This window comes from Advenella kashmirensis W13003 (assembly GCF_000506985.1).
Taxonomy (GTDB): domain Bacteria; phylum Pseudomonadota; class Gammaproteobacteria; order Burkholderiales; family Burkholderiaceae_B; genus Advenella; species Advenella kashmirensis_A.
Genome location: NZ_KI650981.1, coordinates 349933 through 373977, shown reverse-complemented (window position 1 = coordinate 373977; position 24045 = coordinate 349933). Strand labels below are relative to the sequence as shown.

General features: G+C 55.7%; 24 protein-coding genes. 13 read left to right on the top strand and 11 right to left on the bottom strand.

Going from position 1 to position 24045, the window contains the following annotated elements; translation table 11 throughout:
* Window positions 1-136 precede the first annotated feature (136 nt).
* The 8 genes from W822_RS41255 (at window position 137) to W822_RS41220 (ending at window position 8643) form a co-directional block, all read left to right on the top strand.
* On the top strand, window positions 137-1711 hold the full coding sequence (locus W822_RS41255; protein ID WP_024006624.1) for a benzoate-CoA ligase family protein: 1575 nt from the start codon (window positions 137-139) through the stop codon (window positions 1709-1711).
* A 138-nt stretch (window positions 1712-1849) separates the two neighbouring features.
* Window positions 1850-3022, top strand: a complete 1173-nt coding sequence (locus W822_RS41250; protein ID WP_024006623.1) for an ABC transporter substrate-binding protein — start codon at window positions 1850-1852, stop codon at window positions 3020-3022.
* A 54-nt stretch (window positions 3023-3076) separates the two neighbouring features.
* Window positions 3077-3946 (top strand): branched-chain amino acid ABC transporter permease, encoded by an 870-nt coding sequence (locus W822_RS41245; RefSeq protein ID WP_024006622.1) that lies wholly within the window; start codon window positions 3077-3079, stop codon window positions 3944-3946.
* A gap of 2 nt (window positions 3947-3948) precedes the next feature.
* Window positions 3949-4938, top strand: a complete 990-nt coding sequence (locus W822_RS41240; protein WP_024006621.1) for a branched-chain amino acid ABC transporter permease — start codon at window positions 3949-3951, stop codon at window positions 4936-4938.
* Entirely contained in the window at window positions 4935-5723 is a 789-nt protein-coding gene (locus tag W822_RS41235; protein WP_024006620.1) for an ABC transporter ATP-binding protein, read from the top strand. Before W822_RS41240 ends, W822_RS41235 begins: the two co-directional genes overlap by 4 nt.
* 11 nt (window positions 5724-5734) lie before the next feature.
* Window positions 5735-6448, top strand: a complete 714-nt coding sequence (locus W822_RS41230; protein ID WP_024006619.1) for an ABC transporter ATP-binding protein — start codon at window positions 5735-5737, stop codon at window positions 6446-6448.
* A 51-nt stretch (window positions 6449-6499) separates the two neighbouring features.
* A complete protein-coding gene (locus W822_RS41225) occupies window positions 6500-7723 on the top strand; it encodes an ABC transporter substrate-binding protein (protein WP_024006618.1) in 1224 nt (407 codons plus the stop codon).
* Between the two features lie 2 nt (window positions 7724-7725).
* On the top strand, window positions 7726-8643 hold the full coding sequence (locus W822_RS41220) for a beta-keto acid cleavage family enzyme (RefSeq protein WP_024006617.1): 918 nt from the start codon (window positions 7726-7728) through the stop codon (window positions 8641-8643).
* Between the two features lie 80 nt (window positions 8644-8723).
* Here the strand turns inward: W822_RS41220 and W822_RS41215 are convergent, their stop codons facing one another.
* The 7 genes from W822_RS41215 to W822_RS41185 form a co-directional block, all read right to left on the bottom strand.
* Window positions 8724-9290 (bottom strand): tRNA 5-(aminomethyl)-2-thiouridylate-methyltransferase MnmM, encoded by a 567-nt coding sequence (locus tag W822_RS41215; RefSeq protein ID WP_024006616.1) that lies wholly within the window; start codon window positions 9288-9290, stop codon window positions 8724-8726.
* A 24-nt stretch (window positions 9291-9314) separates the two neighbouring features.
* Window positions 9315-9872: a GNAT family N-acetyltransferase gene (locus tag W822_RS41210; RefSeq protein ID WP_051401819.1), complete on the bottom strand. Its 558-nt coding sequence runs from the start codon at window positions 9870-9872 to the stop codon at window positions 9315-9317.
* 35 nt (window positions 9873-9907) lie between these two features.
* Window positions 9908-10861 carry a 3-hydroxyacyl-CoA dehydrogenase NAD-binding domain-containing protein gene (locus tag W822_RS41205; RefSeq protein ID WP_024006614.1) on the bottom strand — a complete coding sequence of 318 codons (954 nt, stop codon included), beginning with the start codon at window positions 10859-10861 and terminating at the stop codon, window positions 9908-9910.
* A gap of 73 nt (window positions 10862-10934) precedes the next feature.
* Window positions 10935-11504, bottom strand: a complete 570-nt coding sequence (locus W822_RS41200; protein ID WP_024006613.1) for a peptidoglycan L,D-endopeptidase MepK — start codon at window positions 11502-11504, stop codon at window positions 10935-10937.
* Window positions 11505-11525: 21 nt separating this feature from the next.
* Window positions 11526-13172 (bottom strand): L,D-transpeptidase family protein, encoded by a 1647-nt coding sequence (locus tag W822_RS41195; protein WP_024006612.1) that lies wholly within the window; start codon window positions 13170-13172, stop codon window positions 11526-11528.
* A 118-nt stretch (window positions 13173-13290) separates the two neighbouring features.
* Window positions 13291-13947 (bottom strand): dienelactone hydrolase family protein, encoded by a 657-nt coding sequence (locus W822_RS41190; protein WP_024006611.1) that lies wholly within the window; start codon window positions 13945-13947, stop codon window positions 13291-13293.
* 52 nt (window positions 13948-13999) lie between these two features.
* Window positions 14000-14917: a LysR family transcriptional regulator gene (locus W822_RS41185; protein ID WP_024006610.1), complete on the bottom strand. Its 918-nt coding sequence runs from the start codon at window positions 14915-14917 to the stop codon at window positions 14000-14002.
* A gap of 126 nt (window positions 14918-15043) precedes the next feature.
* Between W822_RS41185 and W822_RS41180 the strand changes: the two genes are divergently transcribed.
* The 3 genes from W822_RS41180 to W822_RS41170 all read left to right on the top strand — a co-directional run bounded on the left by W822_RS41180 (window position 15044) and on the right by W822_RS41170 (window position 19115).
* The gene (locus W822_RS41180) at window positions 15044-16249 is read left to right on the top strand and encodes an ABC transporter substrate-binding protein (protein ID WP_051401818.1); all 1206 of its coding nucleotides are present in this window, start codon (window positions 15044-15046) and stop codon (window positions 16247-16249) included.
* Between the two features lie 12 nt (window positions 16250-16261).
* On the top strand, window positions 16262-17755 hold the full coding sequence (locus tag W822_RS41175; protein ID WP_024006608.1) for a CoA-acylating methylmalonate-semialdehyde dehydrogenase: 1494 nt from the start codon (window positions 16262-16264) through the stop codon (window positions 17753-17755).
* Between the two features lie 193 nt (window positions 17756-17948).
* Window positions 17949-19115 (top strand): glycosyltransferase, encoded by a 1167-nt coding sequence (locus W822_RS41170; protein WP_024006607.1) that lies wholly within the window; start codon window positions 17949-17951, stop codon window positions 19113-19115.
* A gap of 51 nt (window positions 19116-19166) precedes the next feature.
* On the opposite strand, the gene W822_RS41165 is transcribed toward W822_RS41170, so the two are convergent.
* The 4 genes from W822_RS41165 to W822_RS46410 form a co-directional block, all read right to left on the bottom strand.
* A complete protein-coding gene (locus tag W822_RS41165) occupies window positions 19167-20360 on the bottom strand; it encodes a hypothetical protein (RefSeq protein ID WP_155848197.1) in 1194 nt (397 codons plus the stop codon).
* 80 nt (window positions 20361-20440) lie between these two features.
* A complete protein-coding gene (locus tag W822_RS41160) occupies window positions 20441-21202 on the bottom strand; it encodes an aldolase/citrate lyase family protein (RefSeq protein ID WP_024006605.1) in 762 nt (253 codons plus the stop codon).
* Window positions 21203-21205: 3 nt separating this feature from the next.
* Entirely contained in the window at window positions 21206-22651 is a 1446-nt protein-coding gene (locus W822_RS41155) for an NAD-dependent succinate-semialdehyde dehydrogenase (protein WP_024006604.1), read from the bottom strand.
* A gap of 19 nt (window positions 22652-22670) precedes the next feature.
* A complete protein-coding gene (locus W822_RS46410; RefSeq protein WP_155848196.1) occupies window positions 22671-22910 on the bottom strand; it encodes a hypothetical protein in 240 nt (79 codons plus the stop codon).
* Here W822_RS46410 and W822_RS41150 point away from each other — a divergent pair.
* Together W822_RS41150 and W822_RS41145 are read left to right on the top strand one after the other, a co-directional pair.
* Window positions 22909-23250, top strand: a complete 342-nt coding sequence (locus W822_RS41150; RefSeq protein WP_024006603.1) for a CidA/LrgA family protein — start codon at window positions 22909-22911, stop codon at window positions 23248-23250. The genes W822_RS46410 and W822_RS41150 overlap by 2 nt on opposite strands.
* Window positions 23251-23259: 9 nt before the next feature.
* On the top strand, window positions 23260-23943 hold the full coding sequence (locus W822_RS41145; protein WP_172642816.1) for an LrgB family protein: 684 nt from the start codon (window positions 23260-23262) through the stop codon (window positions 23941-23943).
* Window positions 23944-24045: the final 102 nt, after the last annotated feature.

Genomic DNA, 24045 nt, shown 5'->3' with positions numbered 1-24045 from the left:
CCACAAGCACCGTAATAGCAAATGCAATAACCGCCCTGCTGCCTTCGCGTGTAAACGCGACGTCAGCATAAGACCGCTGAAAGGCCGCTGCATTCAGCAGTGGCAGATATCTATCGGCAAACCAGTGGAGTCCACTATGAATACCCCGGAAAACAGCCTGCATTTCAATCTTGCCGAATACCTGATGCAGGTCAATCAGGATCGCCTGGAGCGGCCTGCCTATTTCGACAATACGGGCGCCCTGAATTATGGGCAACTCTTTGACAGAATCCGCCGTCAGGCCGCCGCGCTCAAGAATCTGCAATTGCATCGCGAAGAGCGCGTGCTCCTGCTGATGAACGATTGCACCGACTGGCCGGTTGTTTTTCTGGGCGCGCTGTACGCCGGCATCGTGCCCGTTGCCGTCAACACCCTGCTCAAGCCGCAGGACTATCGATACATGATCGAAGACAGCCGCTGCCAGGCCGCCTATGTGTCGGAAAGCCTGCTGCCTGTATTGACCGAAGCCATGGACGGCGTCGATCATGAGATCAAGCATATTGTCGTTTCTCGACCGCAAGCGGCACTGGCTCACGGCCACTTATGCATGGAAGACACGCTGCAGGCGGCCACGCCCTGCCACCGCGCATGTACCACCAAGGCCGACGAGGCGGCGTTCTGGCTCTATTCGTCGGGGTCTACGGGAAAACCCAAGGGTACAGTGCACAGCCAGGCCAATCCGTACTGGACCATGCGCTATTACGCACAGGACCTGTTGCATTTAAGCGAATCCGATCGCATTCTCTCGGCTGCCAAGCTGTTTTTTGCCTACGGTCTGGGCAATGCGCTGACCTTTCCGCTGAGCGTGGGCGCCAGCGTGGTTCTGATTGAAGGACGTCCTACCCCCGACGCTGTTTTTGCGGCAATGCGCCAGCACAAACCCACCATATTCTGCGGTGCACCTACCGGGTACGCCGGGATGCTGGCGGCAGCTAACACGCCGACCCGGGACGAGGTGCAACTGCGTATGTGTTCATCGGCTGGTGAAGCGCTACCCCGCGAATTGGGCGAACGGTTTACCGCTCATTTCGGCTGTCATATTATCGATGGCATCGGCTCCACGGAAATGCTGCATATTTTCCTGTCCAATACACCCGACGATGTACGGTATGGCACCACAGGAAAACCCGTACCCGGCTATGAACTCGAGCTGCGCGACGAGCAAGGTGCTATCGTCGCAGATGGAGAAATTGGTGATCTGTATATCAAGGGCAAGAGCGCAGCGCTCATGTACTGGAACAACCGCGAAAAAACACAGGCAACCTTTCTGGGGGAATGGACAAAAAGTGGCGACAAATACTCGCGCGATGCTAACGGTTACTACACGTACGCAGGACGAAGTGACGATATGCTGAAAGTTAGCGGACAATACGTCTCTCCTTTTGAAGTCGAAGCCACGCTGATTGAACACGAAGCGGTGTTCGAAGCCGCAGTCATCGGGGTCACCGATTCACAGGGGCTGGTCAAAACCAAGGCATACGTTGTCCTCAAAGAAACCGCACCGGCAGCGGACGACGCACTCAAAGAAGTACTCAAGGCGTTTGTCAAATCCCGTCTTGCGCCCCACAAGTATCCACGCAGCATTGAATTTCTGGACGAGTTGCCGAAAACGGCAACCGGCAAAATCCAGCGATTCCGCTTACGCGAATTGAATCAGCATGAACCGGCCTAGGCCAATTTATCCAGACAGCAGAACGGGCTGCTGCAGGTTTCACCCGTAATTGAAGAAAGAAGGCGACCAATTACACAGATCGCCTCGTGGCAACATAATCAGCAGCACATAATAAACAACCGTACAGGAGACAGGACAATGCTAAAAATGAAAAACGCCACGATCGCTGCAGCGATCACGCTGGCATGGGGATTGGGTCAGGCGGCGCAGGCCGAGCCGGTTAAGGTGGGCCTGATGCTGCCGGCCACCGGCACCTACGCCGCACTGGGCAAGGCCATTGAAAATGGTTTCAAACTCTATGTGGACGAACAGGGCGGCAAGCTGGGCGGGCAGGATGTCCAGTACTTTGCAGTTGATGATGAATCCGACCCCGCCAAAGCGCCCGAAAACACCAACCGGCTGGTGCAGCGCGACAAAGTCGATGTCCTGGTGGGCACGGTGCACTCGGGCGTTGCCATGGGGATGGCCAAGATCGCACGCGACAGCGGCGTGATCTACATCATTCCCAATGCCGGCGCAGATATGCTGACCGGCCCGCTATGCGCCAAAAACATTTTCCGCAGTTCCTTTACCAACTGGCAACCCGCTTATGGCATGGGCATTGTTGCAGCTGAAAAACAGAAACACAAGACCGCCGTCACCATCAACTGGAAATATGCCGCCGGTACCGAGGCGGCCAAAGGCTTTCGTGAAGGCTTTGAATCCAAGGGCGGCAAAGTTGTAAAAGAATTGACTCTGCCCTTTCCCAATGTGGAATTTCAGTCCCTGCTGACCGAAATATCTTCCCTTAAACCCGATGCCGTTTTCGCCTTTTTTGCAGGAGGCGGTGCCGTCAAATTCGTGAAAGACTACGACGCATCAGGCCTTCGCAAGACCATTCCGTTGTATGGGCCGGGCTTTCTGACCGATGGCACCCTGGAAGCACAGGGCGACGCGGCCAAAGGCATGCTGACCACCCTGCACTACGCCGACGAACTGGACAATCCGAAAGACAAGGCATTTCGCAAGAGCTACCAGGCCAAATTCAATATGGAACCGGATGTCTATGCCGTCCAGGGTTACGATGCCGCGCAACTGCTGGCAGCGGGTCTGGAGAGCGCAAAGGGTGATATCAAAAACAAGGACGCCGTGATCCAGGGAATGGAACAGGCCAAAGTAGACAGCCCACGCGGCCCCTTTACGATGTCCAGGGCGCACAACCCCGTGCAGAACATTTATCTGCGCGAAGTCGTCGGCAAACATAATAAAAATCTGGGAATTGCCGTCGCCAATCTGGAAGATCCGGCAAAAGGCTGCAAGCTGGACAAGTAAACCGAAAGCGCCCGGGCACGAGGTCCACCGTGCCCGCCTTTCTTCGGATCACATATGGATATAACAACGTTTCTGATTCAGTGTCTGAACAGTGTGCAGTACGGGCTGCTCCTGTTCCTGATTGCCAGCGGCCTGACACTGATCTTCGGCATTATGGGCGTCATCAATCTGGCGCACGGCAGTTTCTTTATGATCGGTGCCTATCTGATTTATGCACTGGGCATGTATATCAACAATTTCGCGCTTGCACTGCTGCTGGGCGTCATTCTGGCCGTGGCTTTCGGCTATCTGCTTGAATGGGGATTCTTCAGTTTTCTGTACGAACGGGAGCATCTGTTGCAGGTGCTCATGACCTATGGACTGATTCTGATTTTTGAAGCGCTGCGCAGTATTTTGCTGGGCGATGACGTGCATGGTGTCAGCCCGCCCGCCTGGCTTGCCGGCTCCATTCCCCTGGGCAACGGCCTGAGCTATCCGATTTACCGGCTGTTTATTTCACTTGTCTGCATGCTGATTGCGATTGGCATGTATATTGTGATCAGGCACACGCGGCTGGGCATGAAAATTCGCGCCGGCGCCACCAATCGCGAAATGGTACAGTCCCTGGGCGTCAACATCTCGGTTTTATACCGCATTGTTTTTGCTACCGGTGTCGGACTGGCGATTTTTGCCGGCATGATTTCTGCGCCCGTGTCTTCCGTCTACCCTGGCATGGGCGGCAATGAACTGATCATCTGTTTTGTTGTCGTGGTGATCGGTGGTATCGGCTCCATCAAAGGCGCCCTGGTCGCCGCACTGCTGATCGGTTTCGTGGATACCTTCGGCAAGGTGCTCTGGCCCGAAGGCGCTGGCGCGCTGATCTATCTGCTCATGGTGCTGGTGCTGCTGTTCAAGCCCCAGGGACTGTTCAAACAGGGGACCTGATCATGATAAACAGAAAAAACCTGCTGTTCTGGATGATCGGCTTTGTTGTACTGGCGATAATTCCCTTTCTGCCCGAGCCCATCGGGAGCAAATATCACAGCGATCTGGTGTCGAAAATCATGATCCTGAGTATCTTTGCCCTAAGCCTGCAATTGCTCGTCGGCTTTACCGGTCTGATCAGCCTGGGCCATGCGGCCTTTCTTGGCTTTGGTGCCTATATGGTGGCCACGTTCTCTCCTGAGGCCGAGGCGGCCAACGGCTGGCTGCTGATGCTTATCTGTGTTGCCGGTGCAGGCTTGCTGGCCCTGCTGATTGGCATGTTGGTCATGCGCAGCCAAGGTGTCTATTTTATTATGGTCACCCTGGCTTTCGGTCAACTGGTGTACTTCGTCTTTCACGACGTCAAATTCTTCGGTGGCTCGGACGGCACCTATATTTATTTCAAACCGGATTTTTCAATCCGGAACTGGCAACCGTTCGATCTGGAATCGGGCAATACCTTTTACTGGTTTACACTGGCTCTGCTGATTATTACAGTCATCATTCTGCAACTGATCCTGCGATCCAGGCTTGGCCATGCTTTTGTCGGCATCAAGCACAATCAGCTGCGCATGCGCGCCGCGGGGTTTGAGTCCACTGCCTACAAAATCGCCAGTTTTGTCATCAGCGGCATGCTGGCCGGCCTGGCGGGTTTTTTGTATGCGTGTCAGTATGGGTATGTCAATCCGGAATTGCTGTCCTGGCATCAGTCCGGCAATGTGTTGCTGATGATTATTCTGGGCGGCCTGGGCAGCCTGGGCGGGGCCATTATTGGTGCCTTCTCCTTTGTGCTGCTGTCGGAATGGTTTACGAGCATCACCAAGCACTGGCAATTGCTGCTGGGCGGGTTCATCATTTTTGTGGTCATGCTAATGCCTTACGGACTGGCTGGCCTGCCACGACAGTTGCGCGAGTGGCGTCACCGCCGTTCAGGCTCGGGAGATGCGCCATGAATACTGGCTCCATTTTGCTGGAAGGAAAAAACGTTACCCGTAAGTTCGGGGCATTGGTTGCGGTCAATGACGTATCGCTGCAGCTTTTTGAACGTGAAATACACGCCGTTATCGGCACCAATGGTGCAGGCAAGTCCACCCTGACCTATCTGCTGTCGGGTGAACTGCCCCTGACGCAGGGCCACGTCCTGCTGCGCGGCCGCGATATCAGCAGCTGGTCGCAGCCCGCCCGATCGCAGGCAGGCATCGGCCGCAGCTATCAGCGAAACAATATATTTCTGCCACTGAGCGTACGTGAAAACTGTCGTCTTGCCGCCCAGGCGAAAATTCAGAAACCCTGGCAGATCTGGTCATCCGCACAACACTGCCGCCAGAGCCTGGCACTGGCGGATCAGGCTCTGGAACATGCAGGATTGGCGCAACAGGCGGCTACCGTGGCAGCCAATCTGTCGCATGGACAGAAACGTCAACTGGAAGTGGCCATGTGCCTGGCCCAGCAACCCGACGTGGTTTTACTGGATGAACCGCTGGCGGGCATGGGCGCAGAAGAATCTGAGCGAATGCTGGAGTTGCTGCAGCGGCTGAAGAAAGACCTGGCTATTCTGCTGATCGAGCATGATATGGACGCGGTCTTTGCGGTAGCCGACAGGCTGACCGTGATGGTCAACGGATCGGTTCTGGCCAGTGGCCTGCCCCAGGACATTCGCAGCAATAGCGAAGTACAGACGGCATATCTGGGCGAAGCCGAACCGTTACCAGACGCCCTCGCGGCTCCCTTTTCATGATGGACGAAACCATGACAAATGACATTATTCGCGCGCGCGATGTTCATGCCTGGTACGGCTCCAGCCATATTTTGCATGGCATCGACTTCAACCTGAAACGCGGCGAGACAGTCGGGCTGCTGGGCCGTAATGGCATGGGCAAGTCGACATTGATACGCAGCCTGCTGGGTCATGTCAGGCAACGCTCGGGCACCATTGAGCTGCAACAGCAGGACATGTCCCGCGCCCGTCCTTTCCACGCCGCTCGTCTTGGCATTGCCTATGTTCCGGAAGGACGCGGCATCTTTCCCAATCTGAGTGTCCGTGAAAACCTCCTGATGTCAGCCCGTGCTGGTCGCAACGGCACCACCGCCTGGGACCTGGATCGCATCCTGGACACGTTTCCGCGTCTGGCCGAACGATTGGACAACATGGGCGATCAGCTCTCCGGAGGCGAACAGCAAATGCTTTCCATCGGCCGCGCGCTCATGACCAATCCCGACGCCATTATTCTGGATGAAGCCACCGAAGGGCTGGCGCCCCTGGTCGTGGCGGAAATCTGGCGGGTCATCAGCCTGATCCGACATTCCGGACTGGCTGCCCTGGTCGTCGATCGCAACTACCGCAAGGTAATGGAACAGTCCGACCGGCTCGTTATCCTGGAGAAAGGCCGGGTCGTTCTGCAGGGTGAAGCCGCGCCACTGCGCGATGATCCGACACAGATCCACCAATATCTTGGCGTGTAATGACATTACGGTGACGCACCGAAAACCACATAATCAAAAAAGGAGAGATACATGAACAATACGGGACAGCAACTGATGACAGGCGTCATGATGATGGCCGCCGGAAGCGTGGCGCATAGCGCCGGCATGTCTGATGACGTGATCCGGATCGGCTTTTTGACCGATATTTCCGGCGTGTATGCAGACTATGATGGCGAAGGTGGTGTTCAGGCCATTCGCATGGCCATCCGCGATGCAGGCGGCAATATCGACGGCAAAAAAATAGAATTGCTGTATGCCGATCACCAGAACAAGGCCGACGTCGCTGCAGCCAAATCCCGTGAATGGATCGATGTCAACAAGGTGGATATCCTGGTAGGCGGTACCAACTCTGCAGTCAGCCTGGCCATGGCCCACGTCGCCACTGAAAAGAAAAAAGTCTTTATCTCGACCGGCGGCGGCACCTCTGCCCTGACCGGCAAACAATGTTCCCCGTATATCATCCACTATACCTATTCAACCGACGCCCTGGCCAATGGCACCGGCAAGTCTGTGGTGAACAATGGCGGCAAGGATTGGTTCTTTATTACCACCGATTATGCCTTCGGCCATGCGCTGGAGGCGGCCACATCCAAGGTCGTCAAACAGGCCAATGGCACGATCAAGGGGTCTGTCAAAGTCCCCTTGGGCGCTTCGGACTTCTCCTCCTATATCTTGCAGGCGCAATCGTCCGGCGCAAAAATTCTTGGCATGGCCAATGCCGGCGGCGACTTCGTGAACGCAGCAAAAGCCGCCAACGAGTTCGGCGTCAATACGCAAATGAATCTGGTGGGCTTGACCGTGCTGATTCCCGATATTCATTCTCTGGGTCTGCAGGTTACACAGGGCATGTATCTGACCACCCCGTTCTACTGGGATCTGGATGACGACACGCGCAAGTGGAGCGCCGATTACAAAAAAATCACAAACCGCATTCCGACCTATATCCAGGCAGGCGCATACTCGGCGGTCAGCAATTACCTGAAGGGTGTCGCCGCGTTAAAGACAGATGACCCGGATACCATCATGAAGTGGTTCAAGACCGAGCGCATCAAAGACTTTTTTGCCAAGGATGCCATTGTGCGCGCCGACGGCCGGCTCACCAATCCCATGTACCTGATGCAGGTAAAGAAACCGGATGAGTCCAAAGCGCCCTGGGACTATTACAGAAAAATCGAAACGCTGTCGCCTGACGACCTCTATGGCAAGGTCGAGGACTCGGGCTGCAGCCTTGTTCAACCCACTACAGGAGCCTGATTGTGAGTACCCCTAAAGTCATTGTGACCATTGCACCGACCGGCGGCATGGCTCATAAAAGCCAGAACCCCGCGCTGCCGACGCAACCCGAAGAAATCGCCCGCGACGTATACGACTGCTATAACGCCGGCGCAAGCATCGTCGCCCTGCACGCGCGCAACCCCGATGATGGCGCCACCTGCAATCCGGATATTTATTACGACATGAATACACGGATCCGGGCCAAATGCGACATCATTCTGAATAACTCCACCGGCGGCGGTGTCCACGGCGACATGATCGGCCAGAATGAAAACGGCATGTGGGAACTGCTATGGGAAGAGCGCATCAAGGGGATGGAGGCCGGTGCAGAAATGTGCACACTGGATGCCACCACCATTATCGCCAGTTTTGACGACAAGGAAATTCTGATGAACACCGCGCCCTCGCGCTGCCGGTTCCTGGCAGAGGAGATGAAAAAGCGTGGCATCAAACCCGAATGGGAAGTATTCAGCCCGACCCATATCCTGCAGGATACGGCCACGCTACTGGCCATGGGTATGGACGAGGAACCGGCTTATGTCAACCTGGTCATGGGCGTGCATCGCGGCTTTCAGAATGCCATGCCCTACTCTCCAAAGAATCTGCAATTCATGGTGGAGTGCCTGCCGGCAGGCACCATTTTCGGCGCCAGCGGCATCGGGCCGGCGCAGTTGCCCTGCGCACTTAATTCGCTGCTGCTGGGCGGACATGTGCGGGTCGGGCTGGAAGACAATCTGTACTATTCACAGGGCCGCCTGGCCAGCAATATCGAATTGACCGAGAGGATCGTACGGCTGATTCGCGAAATGGGTTACGAACCCGCCACGCCACAGGAAGCGCGGCAAATGCTCAATTTGCCACGACCAGGTGCGCCGGTGCGGCCGACATTTGCGTTATAAAGCATAGACCAGTGGGCGAGACGGCGCTACATGAACGCGCTCTCTTTGCCCCCATGCACCAAGGCCGGACAGGGTCCGGCTCAATCCTCAAATCGCTGGATGGCCAGCAGATATGGTGACGGTCGCGCACGATTCATAAACTCATATTTGAGTACCCGGTAAGTCGACGATGACAGTTGCGCCACGAACGCATCAAGCACACGCTTTTCCTGCACGCCAGCAGAGTGCCCCCAATAAACAGCGATCAGCAACAGACCGGCAGGACCGAGCAGGGACAAGGCCTCCCGAACGGCCAGCAAGGTTTGATCGGCCTGCGTCGCCAGAGATTTATCGGCACCCGGCAAATACCCCAGATTGAAGATGATCGCGCTGACCGGTTCTGCCACATACGCTCGCATACGCACATGACTCTCCTGTATCAATACACAGCGCGCCTGCAGGTTTTCTGCCAGTAAAAGCGCTGCCGTCGTCTGCAGCGCCTGGGGCTGTATATCGAATGCATATACTTTGCCGGTGTCGCCTACCAGCCGGGCCAGATGCAAGGTGTCATGGCCATTGCCCATGGTGGCATCCACAACGCGGTCACCTTGGCCGACATGATCGGTCAGCAGCGCATGGGCAAACTGAACTGTCTTGAGCAAAGGCATGTCGACTCCTTCTATCCCGCCGCTTTACTGCCGGGCAAGCGGTTCAGGGGAGATCGGATCCAGGCGTCGCGACATCAGGACCGCTTCGCTGCCGAACGCAGGATCGACCTGCCCTGCGTCTGCTGCCACAAAACCGTGACGTGACCAATAGCCTTGCGCGCCTTCAACTGCAATCAGAATGGCGCGATCCAGACCGAACCGGGCCCCCTGCAGCAGCAACTGCGAAACCAGGCTGCGGGCGATACCTTTTCCGGCCCAGGCGACGGATACCGCAACATCGTGCACATAAAGTACATCACAATCGTGATGCCTGGCCAGCAGGTGATTCCATCGCGGCTGCAGATCTGCACGCCAAGGATAGCCCAAAGCATAGGCGCACAAGTGTTCGCCTTGCGTTGCAGCAAGCGATGTCCAGCCGGCGGGCACCGCGCTTATTTTACTGGACAGCACCTGCGCGCTTTCATGCAACCCGGACGGATACACTTCTGCCTGCAAGGCGACCATCCGGGGCACATCATCCGGTCCCAAGGGTCTGATACATATGGGCAAGCCCGGCGCCCGCCCGAATACTTCAATTGTCATGATTTTTCTAACCTGATCGCCATCCCTGCAACCGCTTAATCGGCAGCCCCTTCCTGTGTATCATCCAGGCTTTTCAGAATATCGATCAAATGACGGTCACGCTTGCGCAGCAACGCTTCAAAGGACTGCCCTTCTTTGGCCTGCTGCGTGCCTTCGATCATGCGCTGGCGCAACTGAGGTGTCATGCGGGGATTGCCCAGATCATCCATCCAGCTCTCGATGGCCGGTTGCAAATGATCAATCAGATGTGCCAGCCCCGCCTGGCCACCCGCCAGATCAAAAACCATTTGCGGCCCCAGAATGGCCCAGCGCAGGCCCGGACCTTTGCTCATGGCGGCGTCGATATCCTGTACGCTGGCGACATTCTCATTGACCAGATGCATGACCTCGCGCCAGACAGCCGCCTGCAGACGATTGGCGATATGTCCCGCGATCTCGCGATTCAGGCGAATCGGATGCTTTCCGACAGCACGATAAAAATTCAGCGTGCGTTCAATGGTCGCTTCAGAGGTGTGCTCGCCTCCCACCACTTCCACCAGCGGAATCACATGGGGCGGGTTGAATGGATGCCCGAGCACACATCGTTGCGGAAAACGGCATTGCGACTGCATGCGGCTGACCAGCAAACCCGACGAACTGGACGCAATGATCACCTGTTCGGGAAGAATGGCATCCATTTTCGCGAACAGCGCGATTTTAAAGTCCTCGCGCTCGGGTGCATTTTCCTGCACAAAATCGACTCCGGCCAGCGCCTTGTCCAGATCGGCCTCGAAGCGCAGATTGTGGCGGCAGGATTCGTCCCGGACTTTGCCCAGTTCCCGGAGTGTTTCCCAGGCAGAATCAATGAGCGTCTGGGTATTGGCCTGGACATCGGCGGCAGGATCGGAGACCACCACATGATAGCCATGCGCCAGAAAAAGGGCTGCCCAGCTGCTGCCGATAGTACCCGCGCCAACGATGGCAATGGTTTTGATGTTGCTGTTATCCATAAACGAACGTAATGCTTATGACGACTTGAAGCTGTGAATGACGAAAGGTGAAAGACTTGCCAATTGTGCAGACTTACCAGCTGCGCACGCGCCCGGTATCCATGTGTACGAATCCGTCTTTAGGATAGTAACCGACCCCGCCCAGGGCCAGCTCTTTTGCGGCGTCGCGCAGTTCGTCCAGCGGCACGCCCTTTAGGCGCAAGTCCATGGCCTGGCCAACCATATGCAGGCTGCGCTTGGCCACGCCGCCCCCGCGTGTCTTGCGCAGGCGTTCATTGGTATGCGGATCACGGAAACCTGAAATCACCTCGATGGCCACATCGGTATTGAGCGATGCTCTTACCTTGTTGACCAGATCGAACAGGGTCGGATCCATTTTTCCGACGACACCGGAATAATGGTCGCGCAGAAAACGGTTCAGGCGCTGCATGGCCGCAGGAATATAGGTTTCTCCGTCGGCGTAGGCCAGCGTGATCTTTTCATTGGTATGCAGATTGTCCAGGGAGATCTGCCTGACCCCCCCCGCGATATTGGCGCGGGCGGTATTGGTGCCGATGGTAAACAGGGCACCGGTGACAAGCAGGGAAGAAGAAGTTTTTAAAAATTGGCGGCGGCGTACTGGCTGATGAGGTGTAAACGTCATACCGTGCTGGCTCCTGAAAAATTACGAGGCAGGTGGAATGTTACGTGAGGCGGCCATTTTCTTGATGGCATTGTCCAGAATCTTGTCCTGTCCGTAGATGTCGGCGAAAAAGTGGATCTTGTTGTTTTTAACCACCACGGTACTATAACCCAATACAACAGGAACCGGCTCCAATACGTTGATTGTTTTGGATTTTTTTGCCGACATCGCCGATTCGATAGCGCTGGCAGTCCATTCTGGTTGTTTTTCCAACACAAATTGCGCCAGCTGCACCGGCGCCTCGACCCGGATGCAGCCGTGGCTCAAATCGCGCCTGGTACGGTCAAACAAATTGGTGCTGGGCGTGTGATGCAGGTAGATCGCGTCGCTATTGGGGAAAATGAACTTGATGTCCCCCAGCGAATTCTTGGGTCCAGGGCGCTGTCGGATGCGTGCCTGGCCGCTCAGCACTGCGCTGAGGTTGGCTTCGGTTACGTTCTGCGACACGCCGGACTGGGTGACGAATTCAAATCCCTGGGTGCGCATATAGGACGGATCGCGACGCAGATGCGGGATGAGTTCCTTGCGGGAAATCGAGATCGGCACGTTCCAGTAGGGACTGAATTCGATCTTGCTGACTGCACCATCGAACAGCGGTGTGCTGGTATCGAATGAGCGCCCCACGATGACTTTCATTTCAAGCAGATTTTCGATCTTCTGATTGCGAATGTGATAGGCACGCAGTACGAATTCAGGTACGTTCACCACGATCCGGCGTTCGCCTTCCATCAAAGGGGTCCAGCGCAGCCGCTCCATGCTGATCTGAATCTGCCGGATGCGGTCAATCGGACGCATATTCAACTGCGTGAGCGTACCTTTGCCCAGTACGCCATCGGGTTCCAGACCATGACGCTCCTGGAAGCTTTTGACGCCCGCCACCACAGTGGTGTCATATAGCGGCCGCGCAGGCGTGCCCTGCGGCAGATCGCCCAGCAGCGTGAGACGCTCAATCAACGCCGGCAAACCGGTATAAGGCTGCCCTTCTGTCAGCTTGCCATTGGGTACCGCCGGCAATGGCTGGCTCATAGACGGATTTTTCTGCAATTCGCGATAGACAGCCAGTGCACGCATGAGCGAGTTATACATGGGAATGCTGTCAGTCAGGCTCTTGACGGCAGCCTTCAAATTGCCATTGCGAATTGCCGTAGACAGGAACAGATTGGCGTCTGCGTCGGTAAACGCTGGTTTGGAATAACGGTTCTTGATGAGAGACGGTGAAATACGCCCGTTTTTCAGAAATTTGACATAGGTGCGCATTTGCGTGCTCAGATCACGATCAAACTGAGCGATTTCGTCGGCCGAGGCCGCGTAACTGACCCGCTGCCATTGCGACTGTAATTGCGCAATATGGAACCAGCGCGGATCCAGGCCATGTTGATCGGCAGTCGCCAACAACGTCAAGGCATCCCTGGCCTGGTCTATCGGGCGGCCGTCTTCGATCCAGGTGACGGCAGGGGCTTCAAACGTGGCGTTGCCGAAATCCTGAGGCAACGCCATGCCGCCCTCGGGCACGGTGAACACACCTGGCTCGCGCGCCTGCGGTGCCTGGGCCTGTGGAGTCTGTGCCTGTACCGAGGTCACAAGCATAAGGGAAAGCGCAAGCGCAGACAACGTCGTCGAAAGTCTCATATATTTTTTCACCTGTCGTGATGTATTCCATATCGGGGTCGGATTCGGTTCCAACCTGCTTCTGTGGCGCCGGCAGGCGATAAGGGCAAGGTCAAACGGGAAAATCGCAATGCACTGATTAAAGGTTGGCCTTGAAAAACTCAACTGTGCGTGTACGGGCCAATTCACTGGCAAATGGATCATAGGAACCGCGCTGGTCGCAGCCGAAACCATGGTCGGCATCGTAAACGCAGACATCGGCCTGGGGCTGCGCCTGGCGGATGGCCTCAACATCGCTTGCGGGGATGGATTTGTCTTTTTCACCGAAGTGCATCTGAACAGGACAATGGGGTTTCTCGTTGCGCAGTTCGGCAATACCCGCCCCATACCAGCAGGAGGCAGCGGAAAACAGCGAGCTGCGGCAGGCCGCCAGCCACGTCAGCGTACCACCCCAGCAGAAACCGACGACACCGAGTTTTTTCTGTACCGACATCGCACCCGCAGCCGCTTCAATATCCTTGAGTGCATCCTCATAACTGACTTTGGCCTTGAGGTCTTTGCCACGGCTGATATCTTCGCCGGTATAACCCAGCTCGATGCCCGGCTCAACGCGGTCAAACAGCGCCGGGGCAATCACGCGATATCCTTTTGCCGCGTAAAATTCACAGACATCGCGGATGTGGCTGTTCACGCCAAAGATTTCCTGCAGCACGACAATGCCGTGTTCCGCGTCTTCAGGTCCCGCGGTGAAGGCCTCGAAGGTATGTCCGTCTGCGGCGGTTAACGTCATGCTCATAAATATCACTCCTTGTCTGGAAACGGGTTTCGCACAGGTTGCTATCTGCAAACTATTGTACCTGCTGCACCGGCATTCTGCCCTGCACCAGCAGGCGGTTGTTTCCTATCATGTCACATAAGTGTTCCGAAAGCATCACAATACGTTTCAGCCGTTTCAATTCTTCGTGATAGTAAATCCAGAAACTTCGCGTTATGCCGATCCTGTCCTGAAGCACCGGAATCAGCTGGGGGTTCTGGCCAGCCAGAAAGCACGGCAGAATGGCCAGACCGTGCCCTTGAAGACAACTGTAATACTGGGCAATGACACTCGTACTTTTTATCACAGGTTTGGTAAACGGCAAAATGTCTTCGAGATACCGCAACTGGTCACTGAACAGCAGTTCATCCACATAACTGATGAAGCGGTGATGGTGCAGGTCGGCCTGAGTGTGCACGGCTCCATAGCGCTCAAAACAGGCCTGAGTACCATATAACAGCAAAGTGTAATCAGTCAGTTTCCGGGTCACATAGGGACCGCGTGCAGGCCGCTCTATGGTGATGGCAATATCGGCCTCGCGCCGGGTCAGGCTGACAAAGCGCGGTACGGGCAGCACATCAATGGTCATATCCGGAAACTGGCTCTGGAATTGCGCACACAGAGGCGCAATAATGCAGGAACCAAAGGCTTCGGTGGCCGCAACCCGCACGTGCCCCGCCGGACTCTGGCTGACTCCCAGAATCTGCTCCTGGGCATTGTACAGATGCGTTTCCATTTGCTCGGCATGCGCCAGCAACTGCTGACCGGAGCGTGTCAGGGTAAATCCTGATCGGCGCGATTTCTCGAAAAGCAGCTGGCCCAGATCGGCCTCGAGGTGGCGGATGCGCCGGGTCACGGTAGTGTGCTCAACGCCCAGCCGTGCCGCTGCAGCACTGGCCCTGTGCGTTCTGGCTACCTCCAGAAAGTAACGGATATCGTCCCAGTCAGGCATGTTTTTCTGTGCAAAAATGAACAATGGATGTGCAAATATTCTATTGCAAAATTGATTTATACACATCAAACTGAATGTGTTTTGCATACAAAACAATAAAACAAATTACAAATTCAGGAGACTCCAATGTTGATCAGAAAATCAGTCCTGGTGGCAGCATCGTGCCTGGCATTCAACGCCTGGGCGGCCGATAAGCCCGAAGTCAAGGTCGGGGTGCTCACCGATATGTCGGGCACCTACGCGTCCATGGGCGGCGCCGGCTCGGTTGCGGCTGCACAGCTTGCCATCGACGAGTGCCTGGCCGGGCCCTGCAAGGGCATGAAAATTGAGCTGCTGTCCGCCGACAATCAGAACAAGGCCGATGTGGGCGCAGCCAAGGCCCGTGAATGGTTTGACCGCCAGGGCGTGACCGCCATTGCCGACCTGACCAATTCGGCGGTGGCGCTGGCAGTGCAGAACGTAGCCAAAGAAAAAAATCGCATTGCGCTTTTTTCCGGTCCTGCAACGACCGCGCTGACCAATAAATCCTGCTCGCCCGTCGGCTTTCACTGGATGTTCGACACCTATTCCCAGTCGGTCGGCGGAGCCAAGGCCACCGTGCAGGCTGGCGGCAAATCCTGGTTCTTCCTGACAGTCGATTACGCGTTCGGTCATTCTCTTGAAGCCGATACCGCAAAAATGGTTGAAAAACTCGGCGGCAAAGTCCTGGGCCAGGTACGCCATCCTCTCAATAACAGTGATTACGCCTCGTTCCTGCTACAGGCGCAAAGCAGCAAAGCGCAAGTAGTAGCGCTGGCCAATGGCGGCCAGGATACCGTTAACGCCGTCAAGCAGGCCAAAGAGTTCGGTGTGGGCGGCGCAGACCAGCGTCTGGTGGCCCTGCTGATCTTCCTGTCCGACCTGCGCGCACTGGGCAATGAGAATGCCCAGGGCCTTACCTATGTTGACGGATTTTACTGGGATTTTGACGATGGCACCCGCGCATGGTCAGATCGCTTTGCCAAGGCATACAAGGGCCTGAAGCCCACCATGACGCAAGCAGGCGTTTACTCCAGCGTGCTGCATTACCTGAAAGCGGTGGCCGCAGTCGGCAGCACCGACGGTGACAAGGTGGCTGCGCAAATGCGCAAGCTGCCGATCGAAGATCCGATTATGCATAACGCGTCGATTCGCGCCGACGGTCGGGTCATTCACGATATGTACCTGTATGAAGTGAAGAAACCCGATGAAAAGAAAAGCGAATGGGATTATTCGAAACTGGTCGCCACCATTCCCGCTGAAGAAGCCTTTCAGCCGCTGTCTGAATCAACTTGCCCTCTTGTGAAACACTAAAGGATTGATGTTATGAGTGCCATACCCAATGTACCGCTGCTGATCAACGGAAAAAAAGTCCAGTCTTCTGCCAAAGACTGGCTGGACGTGCTGAACCCCGCCAATCAGGAAGTGGTGGCGCGCGTGCCGCTGGCGCCGATTTCTGAAGTAGATGATGCAGTGGCCAGCGCCAAGCAAGCCTTTCAGAGCTGGCGCAACACCAGCCAGGGCGCCCGCATGCGCATCATGCTCAAATTACAGCAACTGGTACGTGAAAACACCCCGAAACTGGCCGAACTCATTACGCTGGAGCACGGCAAAACGCTGCCTGACGCCGAAGGCGAAGTGGGTCGTGGACTGGAAGTGATCGAACACGCCTGCTCAATTGTCAGCCTGCAACTGGGTGAGTACGCGGAAAACGCAGGTACCGGCATTGACGTCTATACGCTGATCCAGCCCCTGGGTGTGTGTGCCGGCATCACAGCCTTCAACTTCCCGGTCATGCTGCCCTGCTTCATGTTCCCGATCGCGGTCGCTTGCGGCAACACCTTTGTGCTCAAGCCCTCCGAGCAGGATCCCAGCGCTTCGCTGTTTCTGGCCGAACTGGCCGTGGAAGCGGGCCTCCCGCCTGGCGTACTCAATGTGGTGCATGGCGGACCGGACGTGGCTAACCGCCTTTGCGAGCACCCCGATATCAAGGCCGTCTCGTTCATTGGTTCCACGCACGTGGGCACGCAAATTTACCAACGCGCCTCCAATGCGGGCAAGCGCTGCCAGGCCATGATGGGCGCAAAAAACCATTGCGTTATCCTGCCCGACGCCGACAAGGAGGTTGCGCTCAACCAGTTGGTCGGTGCAGCCTTTGGCGCCGCCGGCCAGCGCTGCATGGCAACATCGGTCGCCGTCATGGTGGGCCAGGCCAAAGACTGGATTGATGAGTTCGTCGAAAAATCCAAAGGCCTGAAGGTCAATGCCGGCTCAGACCGCAAGGCGGACCTCGGCCCGCTGGTCTCGCCCCGCGCCAAGCAACGTGTGGCACAACTTATTCAAAGTGGCGTAGACGAAAAAGCCACCCTGCTTCTGGATGGGCGCGATGCCCAGGTCAAGGGCTACGAAAAAGGCAATTTTATCGGCCCGACCATTTTTTCCGGCGTGACCGACAGCATGGCCATTTACCGTGAAGAAATTTTCGGTCCGGTCTTGTGCATTGTGTGCGTCGATACGCTGGAAGAAGCCGTAGAGTTTGTCAACCGCAATCCGAATGGCAATGGCGTGGCGGTCTTTACGCAAAGCGGCGGAAACGCCCGCTACTTCCAGAACAATATTGACGTTGGACAGATCGGCATCAACATCCCGATTCCCGTACCCGTCGCATGGTTCAGCTTCACCGGATCCCGCGCCTCCAAGCTGGGCGACCTGGGTCCCAACGGCAAACAGGCCCTGCTCTTCTGGACACAGACCAAATCGGTTACCGCACGCTGGGCCTCGCACGATACCGGTGTAAACACGACCATCGCCCAGAAATAAGCATGTTATTGGCGGCCCATCGGCCGTCTTCGCTGACCGACCCCGCCTGCATAACAGGCGGGGTATTTTTTTGCTGTCTGGCATGACAGATTAATCGTATCAGTCGGACACATTTAATAATGGGCACGTGTTCATATTCATGCAACAATACGGTCATAAACTGTCCATCAAATCCATTGAGAGAAAGCCATTTATGAAAAAAAATATTGACTTGATCTATTTCAATGCGGGCGGCGGTCATCGTGCGTCTGCCCGGGCTCTGGAGGCCGTGCTGAAAAACAGCCATCCTGACTGGAACGTACGGCTGGTCAACCTGTTCGAAGTGCTCGATTCGCGACAGGTATACAAACGGGTAACGGGCGTTGCCCCCGAAGAATTCTATAACCGGCAGCTGGCAAAAGGCTGGACCATGGCCATGACGCCCGAGTTGCGCATTCTGCAGGCCTTTATCCGCCTGACTCACCAGGTCATGGTCAAGCGTCTGCAGGAGCACTGGATCGAAACTGAACCGGATATGGTCGTATCGCTGGTGCCCAATTTCAACCGGGCAATGTACGACAGTCTGGTATCGTCCCTGCCCGGCGTTCCCTATGTCACCATTCTGACTGACCTGGCCGACAATGCGCCGCATTTCTGGATCGAGGAAAACCAGCAACAACATTTCATTTGTGGCACCGACAAGGCCATGGAACAGGCACGGGCGGCCGGCCATCCCGATCGCTGCATTCATGGCAGTTCAGGCATGCTGCTACACCCGGATTTTTATCGCAAGCCTGATATTGACCGTCGCGAACAACTGCAAGCGGCCGGCTTTGACCCGGATAAACCGGTAGGCCTGGTCATGTTCGGCGGACATGGTTCCAAAGCCATGATCAAGATTGCCAAACAATTGTCTGATGTGCAGATGATCTATATTTGCGGGCATAACGCGGCGCTGGCAAAAAAAATCTCGAAAATGCAAACCCGTGCACACAAACTGGTCGAGGGGTTCACCACGCAAATGCCCGTGTACATGGAAATGGCCGACTTCTTCATCGGCAAACCCGGTCCGGGCAGTATCAGCGAAGCCATCCGCAAGGACATGCCCGTTATTGTGGTCAGTAATAAATGGACCATGATCCAGGAGCGCTATAACGGCGAATGGATCACCAAAAACGGGCTGGGTATTGTGCTGCCGAGCTTTGCCAAAATCAATCAGGCCGTGCACCGGCTGCTGGACGATCTGGATCGGTACAAGGCCAATGTCCGACGCCAGGACAACCAGGCCGTCTTTGAAGTGCCGCACATCCTGGAAAACATCCTGGCGCAAAGCGAATTGGCACAACAGGCGCCGATCACGACCAGCACGATAGCCAACTGATCCTGAGCAAGTCGGAAGTCAGTGTGGGGCCGGTGCTCATTCCGGCCCCTGTCATTTCCCGCTCATGGGAATATTCACATTAAATTGCAGCGACCCCGTGTCGCTGCGCACAGCGCGCTGCGCCTTCAGTTTAAGCAACACCGAATCCAGTTTGTAGCTCTGTTCCAGGCCGATCAATTGCTCTGACGTTCCATTCATGACATGACTGTTTTCAAATATGCCAGCCATTTGCGACTGCGTATTCAGCGGATAAGTCAACTTGAGCTGGTTGCGGATGGCCCGGTCGGTCAGTGGGTCCTGTGACAACCTGGACAGATCCATGTAGTGAGCGCTGGTCAGTTCATTGGAAAACTGCAGCGAGGCCAGATCAAACACCTTGGCACGGTAGGCAAACATGGATCGCCAGTTTGAGTTGTCTTCGTACTTGCCTGCATTCACGGTCAGCCGCAAGTCTCCCATATCGTCAAGCGCATAACTGGTTCCCAGTCCCAGATTCTTCATTGACCGGGCAAATTGTACCTGTGAATCGATGGAGGCCGAATCGCTCAGGCCGAAACGTACGGCGGTATTGGCGGCACCGCTGCCGAAATTGAAACTGGCGTTGTCCGCTGACGCAGCAGAATAATCCATCGCGCCAGCAGTGGTGGAATAGGCCAACTGGTTGCTGTCGAGGAACCAGCTATCCTGCGTCCCGTCGGGCTGCCTGCTCAGTTGCATGCCGCCGATGCGAAATCCGGTCTGACCAAGGTTGCTGACCACCTGGTTGGAACCCAGGGAAATGCGGTTGTGATCTTCTGTGGTCAGGCTCCAGGCCTGCGCACCGGTCGAAAAACTCTGCACGGGTTTAAGTGCGATTCTGGACGATTTTCTGCGCATTGTGGTCGCATTCTGGCCCGGCATGAACGGACCGAGTTCTGATTCATATTGATAGCTTTCCCAGTTGTCTACGCCCCGCAGCGCATCGGCGGTGACCAGTTGCTCCAGCGGTACCGGCTCACCTGCCTTGACTGGTGGCGGTGGCTCGTCCATGGGCAGGAGAATAATTTTGGTTTTTTCCGGGTCGAAATCCCATGCCGGTGGCAGTAATGGAGAGCTGGCGGCGTCCTGACCGGCGCCAGGTACAACAGCGCCCTCGCTGCGCGGTGCGTCGTCACCCATTGCAAATGTGATGGTCTGGGCAGCCAGCAAACCGCCAGGGACAATCAGGCTGAAAACAGAAGCAGTAAAAAGTACGCGGACAATCAATCTGTCAAATTCCTCGCTTACCAAAAACTTAGTATAAAACGCAAGAATGACAAAATACACCCGATCCGGCACAGATTATACTAAAACCGGTTACGCAGCCCCACCAATGCATTTTTGTATACAGACAGGTCGACACCGATGCCCACAAAGCTGACACCCATGCTGATATATCGCTGGGCGTCTTCGGGCACCACGGCCAGGATGCCACTGGCCTTGCCTGCTGCGTTGGCGACCTCATGCACATGTGCGATGGCCTGTTGCACTTCGGGATGTTGAGGCTGGCCCAAATGACCATAGGCTGCAGACAAATCCGAAGGGCCGATGAAAATGGCATCCACCCCATCGACTGCCACAATGTCCTCGACGGCATCGACGCCGGCACGGCTTTCAATCTGCAGGATAACGCCGATATTCTGGTTCACCTGCTTGAAATACTCGGGTTCCGTCCCATAAGCGCTGGCCCGCGTCATACCGGCCACGCCCCGCACCCCTTCAGGCGGATAGCGGGTTGCCGCCACTGCATACTCGGCCTGTTCCCGCGATTCGATGAAAGGAATCAACAGATTGTAAAAGCCGATATCCAGATACTGCTTGATGAGGGTCTGATCATTGACAGGAGGCCGGCCGATTGCAGCGCTGCTGCTGGCATTGACAGCCTGCAGCTGTGACATCAGCAAGGGAATGTCGTTAGGCGCATGTTCGCCGTCCAGCAGCAGCCAGTCGTAGCCACACACCCCTGCCATCTCGGCGAGCGTGGGACTGCCCGTGCTAAGCCACAGGCCCACGGTTGTTTCACGGGCAAGCAACTTCTGGCGGAAAGCATTGGGTATTTGCAGTTTCATGTATCAGATACCACCCATCAGCATATATTTAATGACCAGATAATCATCAATGCCATAATGCGACCCTTCCCGGCCAAGACCCGACTGTTTGACACCGCCAAAAGGCGCGACTTCAGTTGAAATAAGACCGGTGTTGATGCCGACAATGCCATACTCCAGCTGTTCGGCAACGCGCCATACACGGCCCAGATCACGCGCATAAAAATACGCGGCCAGCCCGAATTCTGTGTCATTGGCCATGCGAATGACATCGGCATCCGTATCGAACTTGAAGACCGGTGCCAATGGGCCAAAGGTCTCTTCGCGGGCAAAGGCCATATCCTGGGTGGCGTTCGCAATAACGGTGGGTTCAAAGAACAAACCGCCCAGTTTGCTGCGCTTGCCGCCAGTCAGCACTTTGGCTTTATGCTCCAGTGCATTGCTGATGTGGCTCTCGACTTTTTCTACTGCCTTCTCGTCGATCAGGGGGCCGATCTGCACATTCTTGCCGGTGCCGTCACCGATAACCAGCTTCTCGACGGCCGCGACCAGTTTTTTGGTAAATTCCTTGTATACATCCTTCTGCACATAAATACGGTTCGCGCATACGCAGGTCTGGCCGGCATTTCGATATTTGGAAATAATCGCGCCTTCAACCGCCGCATCAATATCAGCATCATCAAAGACAATAAACGGCGCATTGCCGCCCAATTCCATGGAGACTTTTTTGATGGTACTGGCCGACTGCTCCATCAGCAGGCGTCCCACTTCCGTAGAGCCGGTGAAACTGACCTTGCGCACCAGCGGATTGCTGCACAGTTCTTTGCCGATTTCAGATGAATTACCGGTTATCAGCGACATGACGCCTGGCGGCACGCCCGCCTGTTCTGCCAGCTCGATCAGGGCGAGCGCAGTCAGCGGTGTCTGAGAAGCAGGCTTGATCACCACGGTGCAACCGGCTGCCAGCGCAGGCGCCACTTTTCGCGTGATCATGGCAGCCGGGAAATTCCAGGGCGTGATGGCGGCACATACACCGATGGGCTCCTTGGTCACCACGATGCGCTGGGTGGTCTGAGGCGCAGGTATCGTATCTCCGTACACACGCTTTGCCTCTTCGGCAAACCATTCGATAAACGAAGCAGCATAGGTCACTTCTCCTTTGGCTTCGGCCAGCGGTTTGCCCTGCTCGGTGGTCATGATCAGGGCGAGATCATCTGCGTTCTCATTGATAAGCACAAACCATTTGCGAAGAATGGCGGAACGCTCTTTGGCGGTCAGCCCCTTCCATGCAGGCCAGGCCTTGTCGGCCGCCTTGATCGCATCGGCTGTTTCTTTTTTCCCCAGCTTGGGTACGGTCCCGACACGTTTTCCTGTAGCGGGGTTGGTCACCTCAATGACTTCCTTGCCACCGACCCATTTACCGTTGATATAACACTTGTCTTTGAGCAGACTGGCATTCTTAAGCTTCATGGACTGACTCCTGTTCCTGTCATGGAATAATTTTATGATTTTGATTGAATTGATTATTAAAAGAGTACCACATCCCCGCACCAATCCGTTTGTGATATGAAGGTTTGGAACGCAGTTGGCGATGCCCGGCAAAGAGGTACATATTCGATACTGCCGGTAAAAAATGTTTGTCTTTCGGTCGTGATATTGTGCTGACGGCCAGCCGGTATAATGGGTCTATTTTATGCTTATGCTTCTGCTTCGGCAGACGAATGCTCATGCTGATATCGCTTCTTGTCGTTGCTGTTTGTTATTTCGCTGGTGAAGGGGTCAGCCGGATGCTGCCGGTGCCGTTGCCTGGCCCCATCGTGGGGCTGCTTCTGCTATTGCTCGCGTTCAAACTGCGACCAGCCCTTTTTACCCTCCTGGCGCGGCATATCCCTGCACTGCTCTCCCATCTGGCGCTACTGTTTCTGCCTGCCACCGTGGGCATCATGGTCAGCTATCGATTGCTGGACGGTTACTGGCCGGCCGTTATCACGGCGATTATTGTCAGTACCCTGCTGTCGCTTGTGGCCGGCGTCCTCGTCTTTCGGTATGCCGACCGAAACCGATCATAGGGAGTGACTGTGCTTTCTGTTCTGACCGGTTTGTTGCTGACCCTGCTGGCCTACGGGCTGGCAACCTGGCTGTTTTCCCGCAGCGGCCACTTCCCCTTGCTGAACCCGGTACTGGTGGCAACCGCACTTATTATTTTGTGCCTGTGGCTATTCGATATCGATTACACCCGCTATATGCAGGGCGCGCATTACCTTTCCCTGCTGCTGGGACCGGCCACCGTCGCGCTGGCTGTACCCATTGCCATGCATGGCAGAACCATCAAAAAGCGCCTGCGACCCATTACACTGGCGCTCATCGTCTCCTCTCTGGTGGCGGTTTGCTCATCGGTCGGACTGGCCTGGCTGATGGGCGCGGATCGCGCGATCCTGATCGGGCTGTCCGTGAAAGCGGCAACCATGCCCATCGCGCTTGAGCTGGCTGACTCGCTTGGCGGCGTGATCCCCCTGACCGCCGCTTTCGTCTTTTTTACCGGTATTCTGGGCGCCACGATCGGCCCGTTTATTTTCAAATGGATGAATATCCAGCACGACGATATGCGCGGCCTGGCCATGGGCGTAACCTCACATGTGATCGGAACAGCGAGCGAATTCAAACATAGCCAGGAAGCAGGTTCCTACGCCAGCCTGGGAATGAGTTTGAATGGGATCTTTACCGCGATTGTGATTCCTGTGCTGTACTATCTGCTGTTCTGATTTTTTCTATCGGATTAAACAGTGCTTTCTGTGCATCCGCAAAAAGACGGAGCGCGTGGCATGACTCTCCTGCTCCCACTAGCATGACTTGCGTGTCCCCAG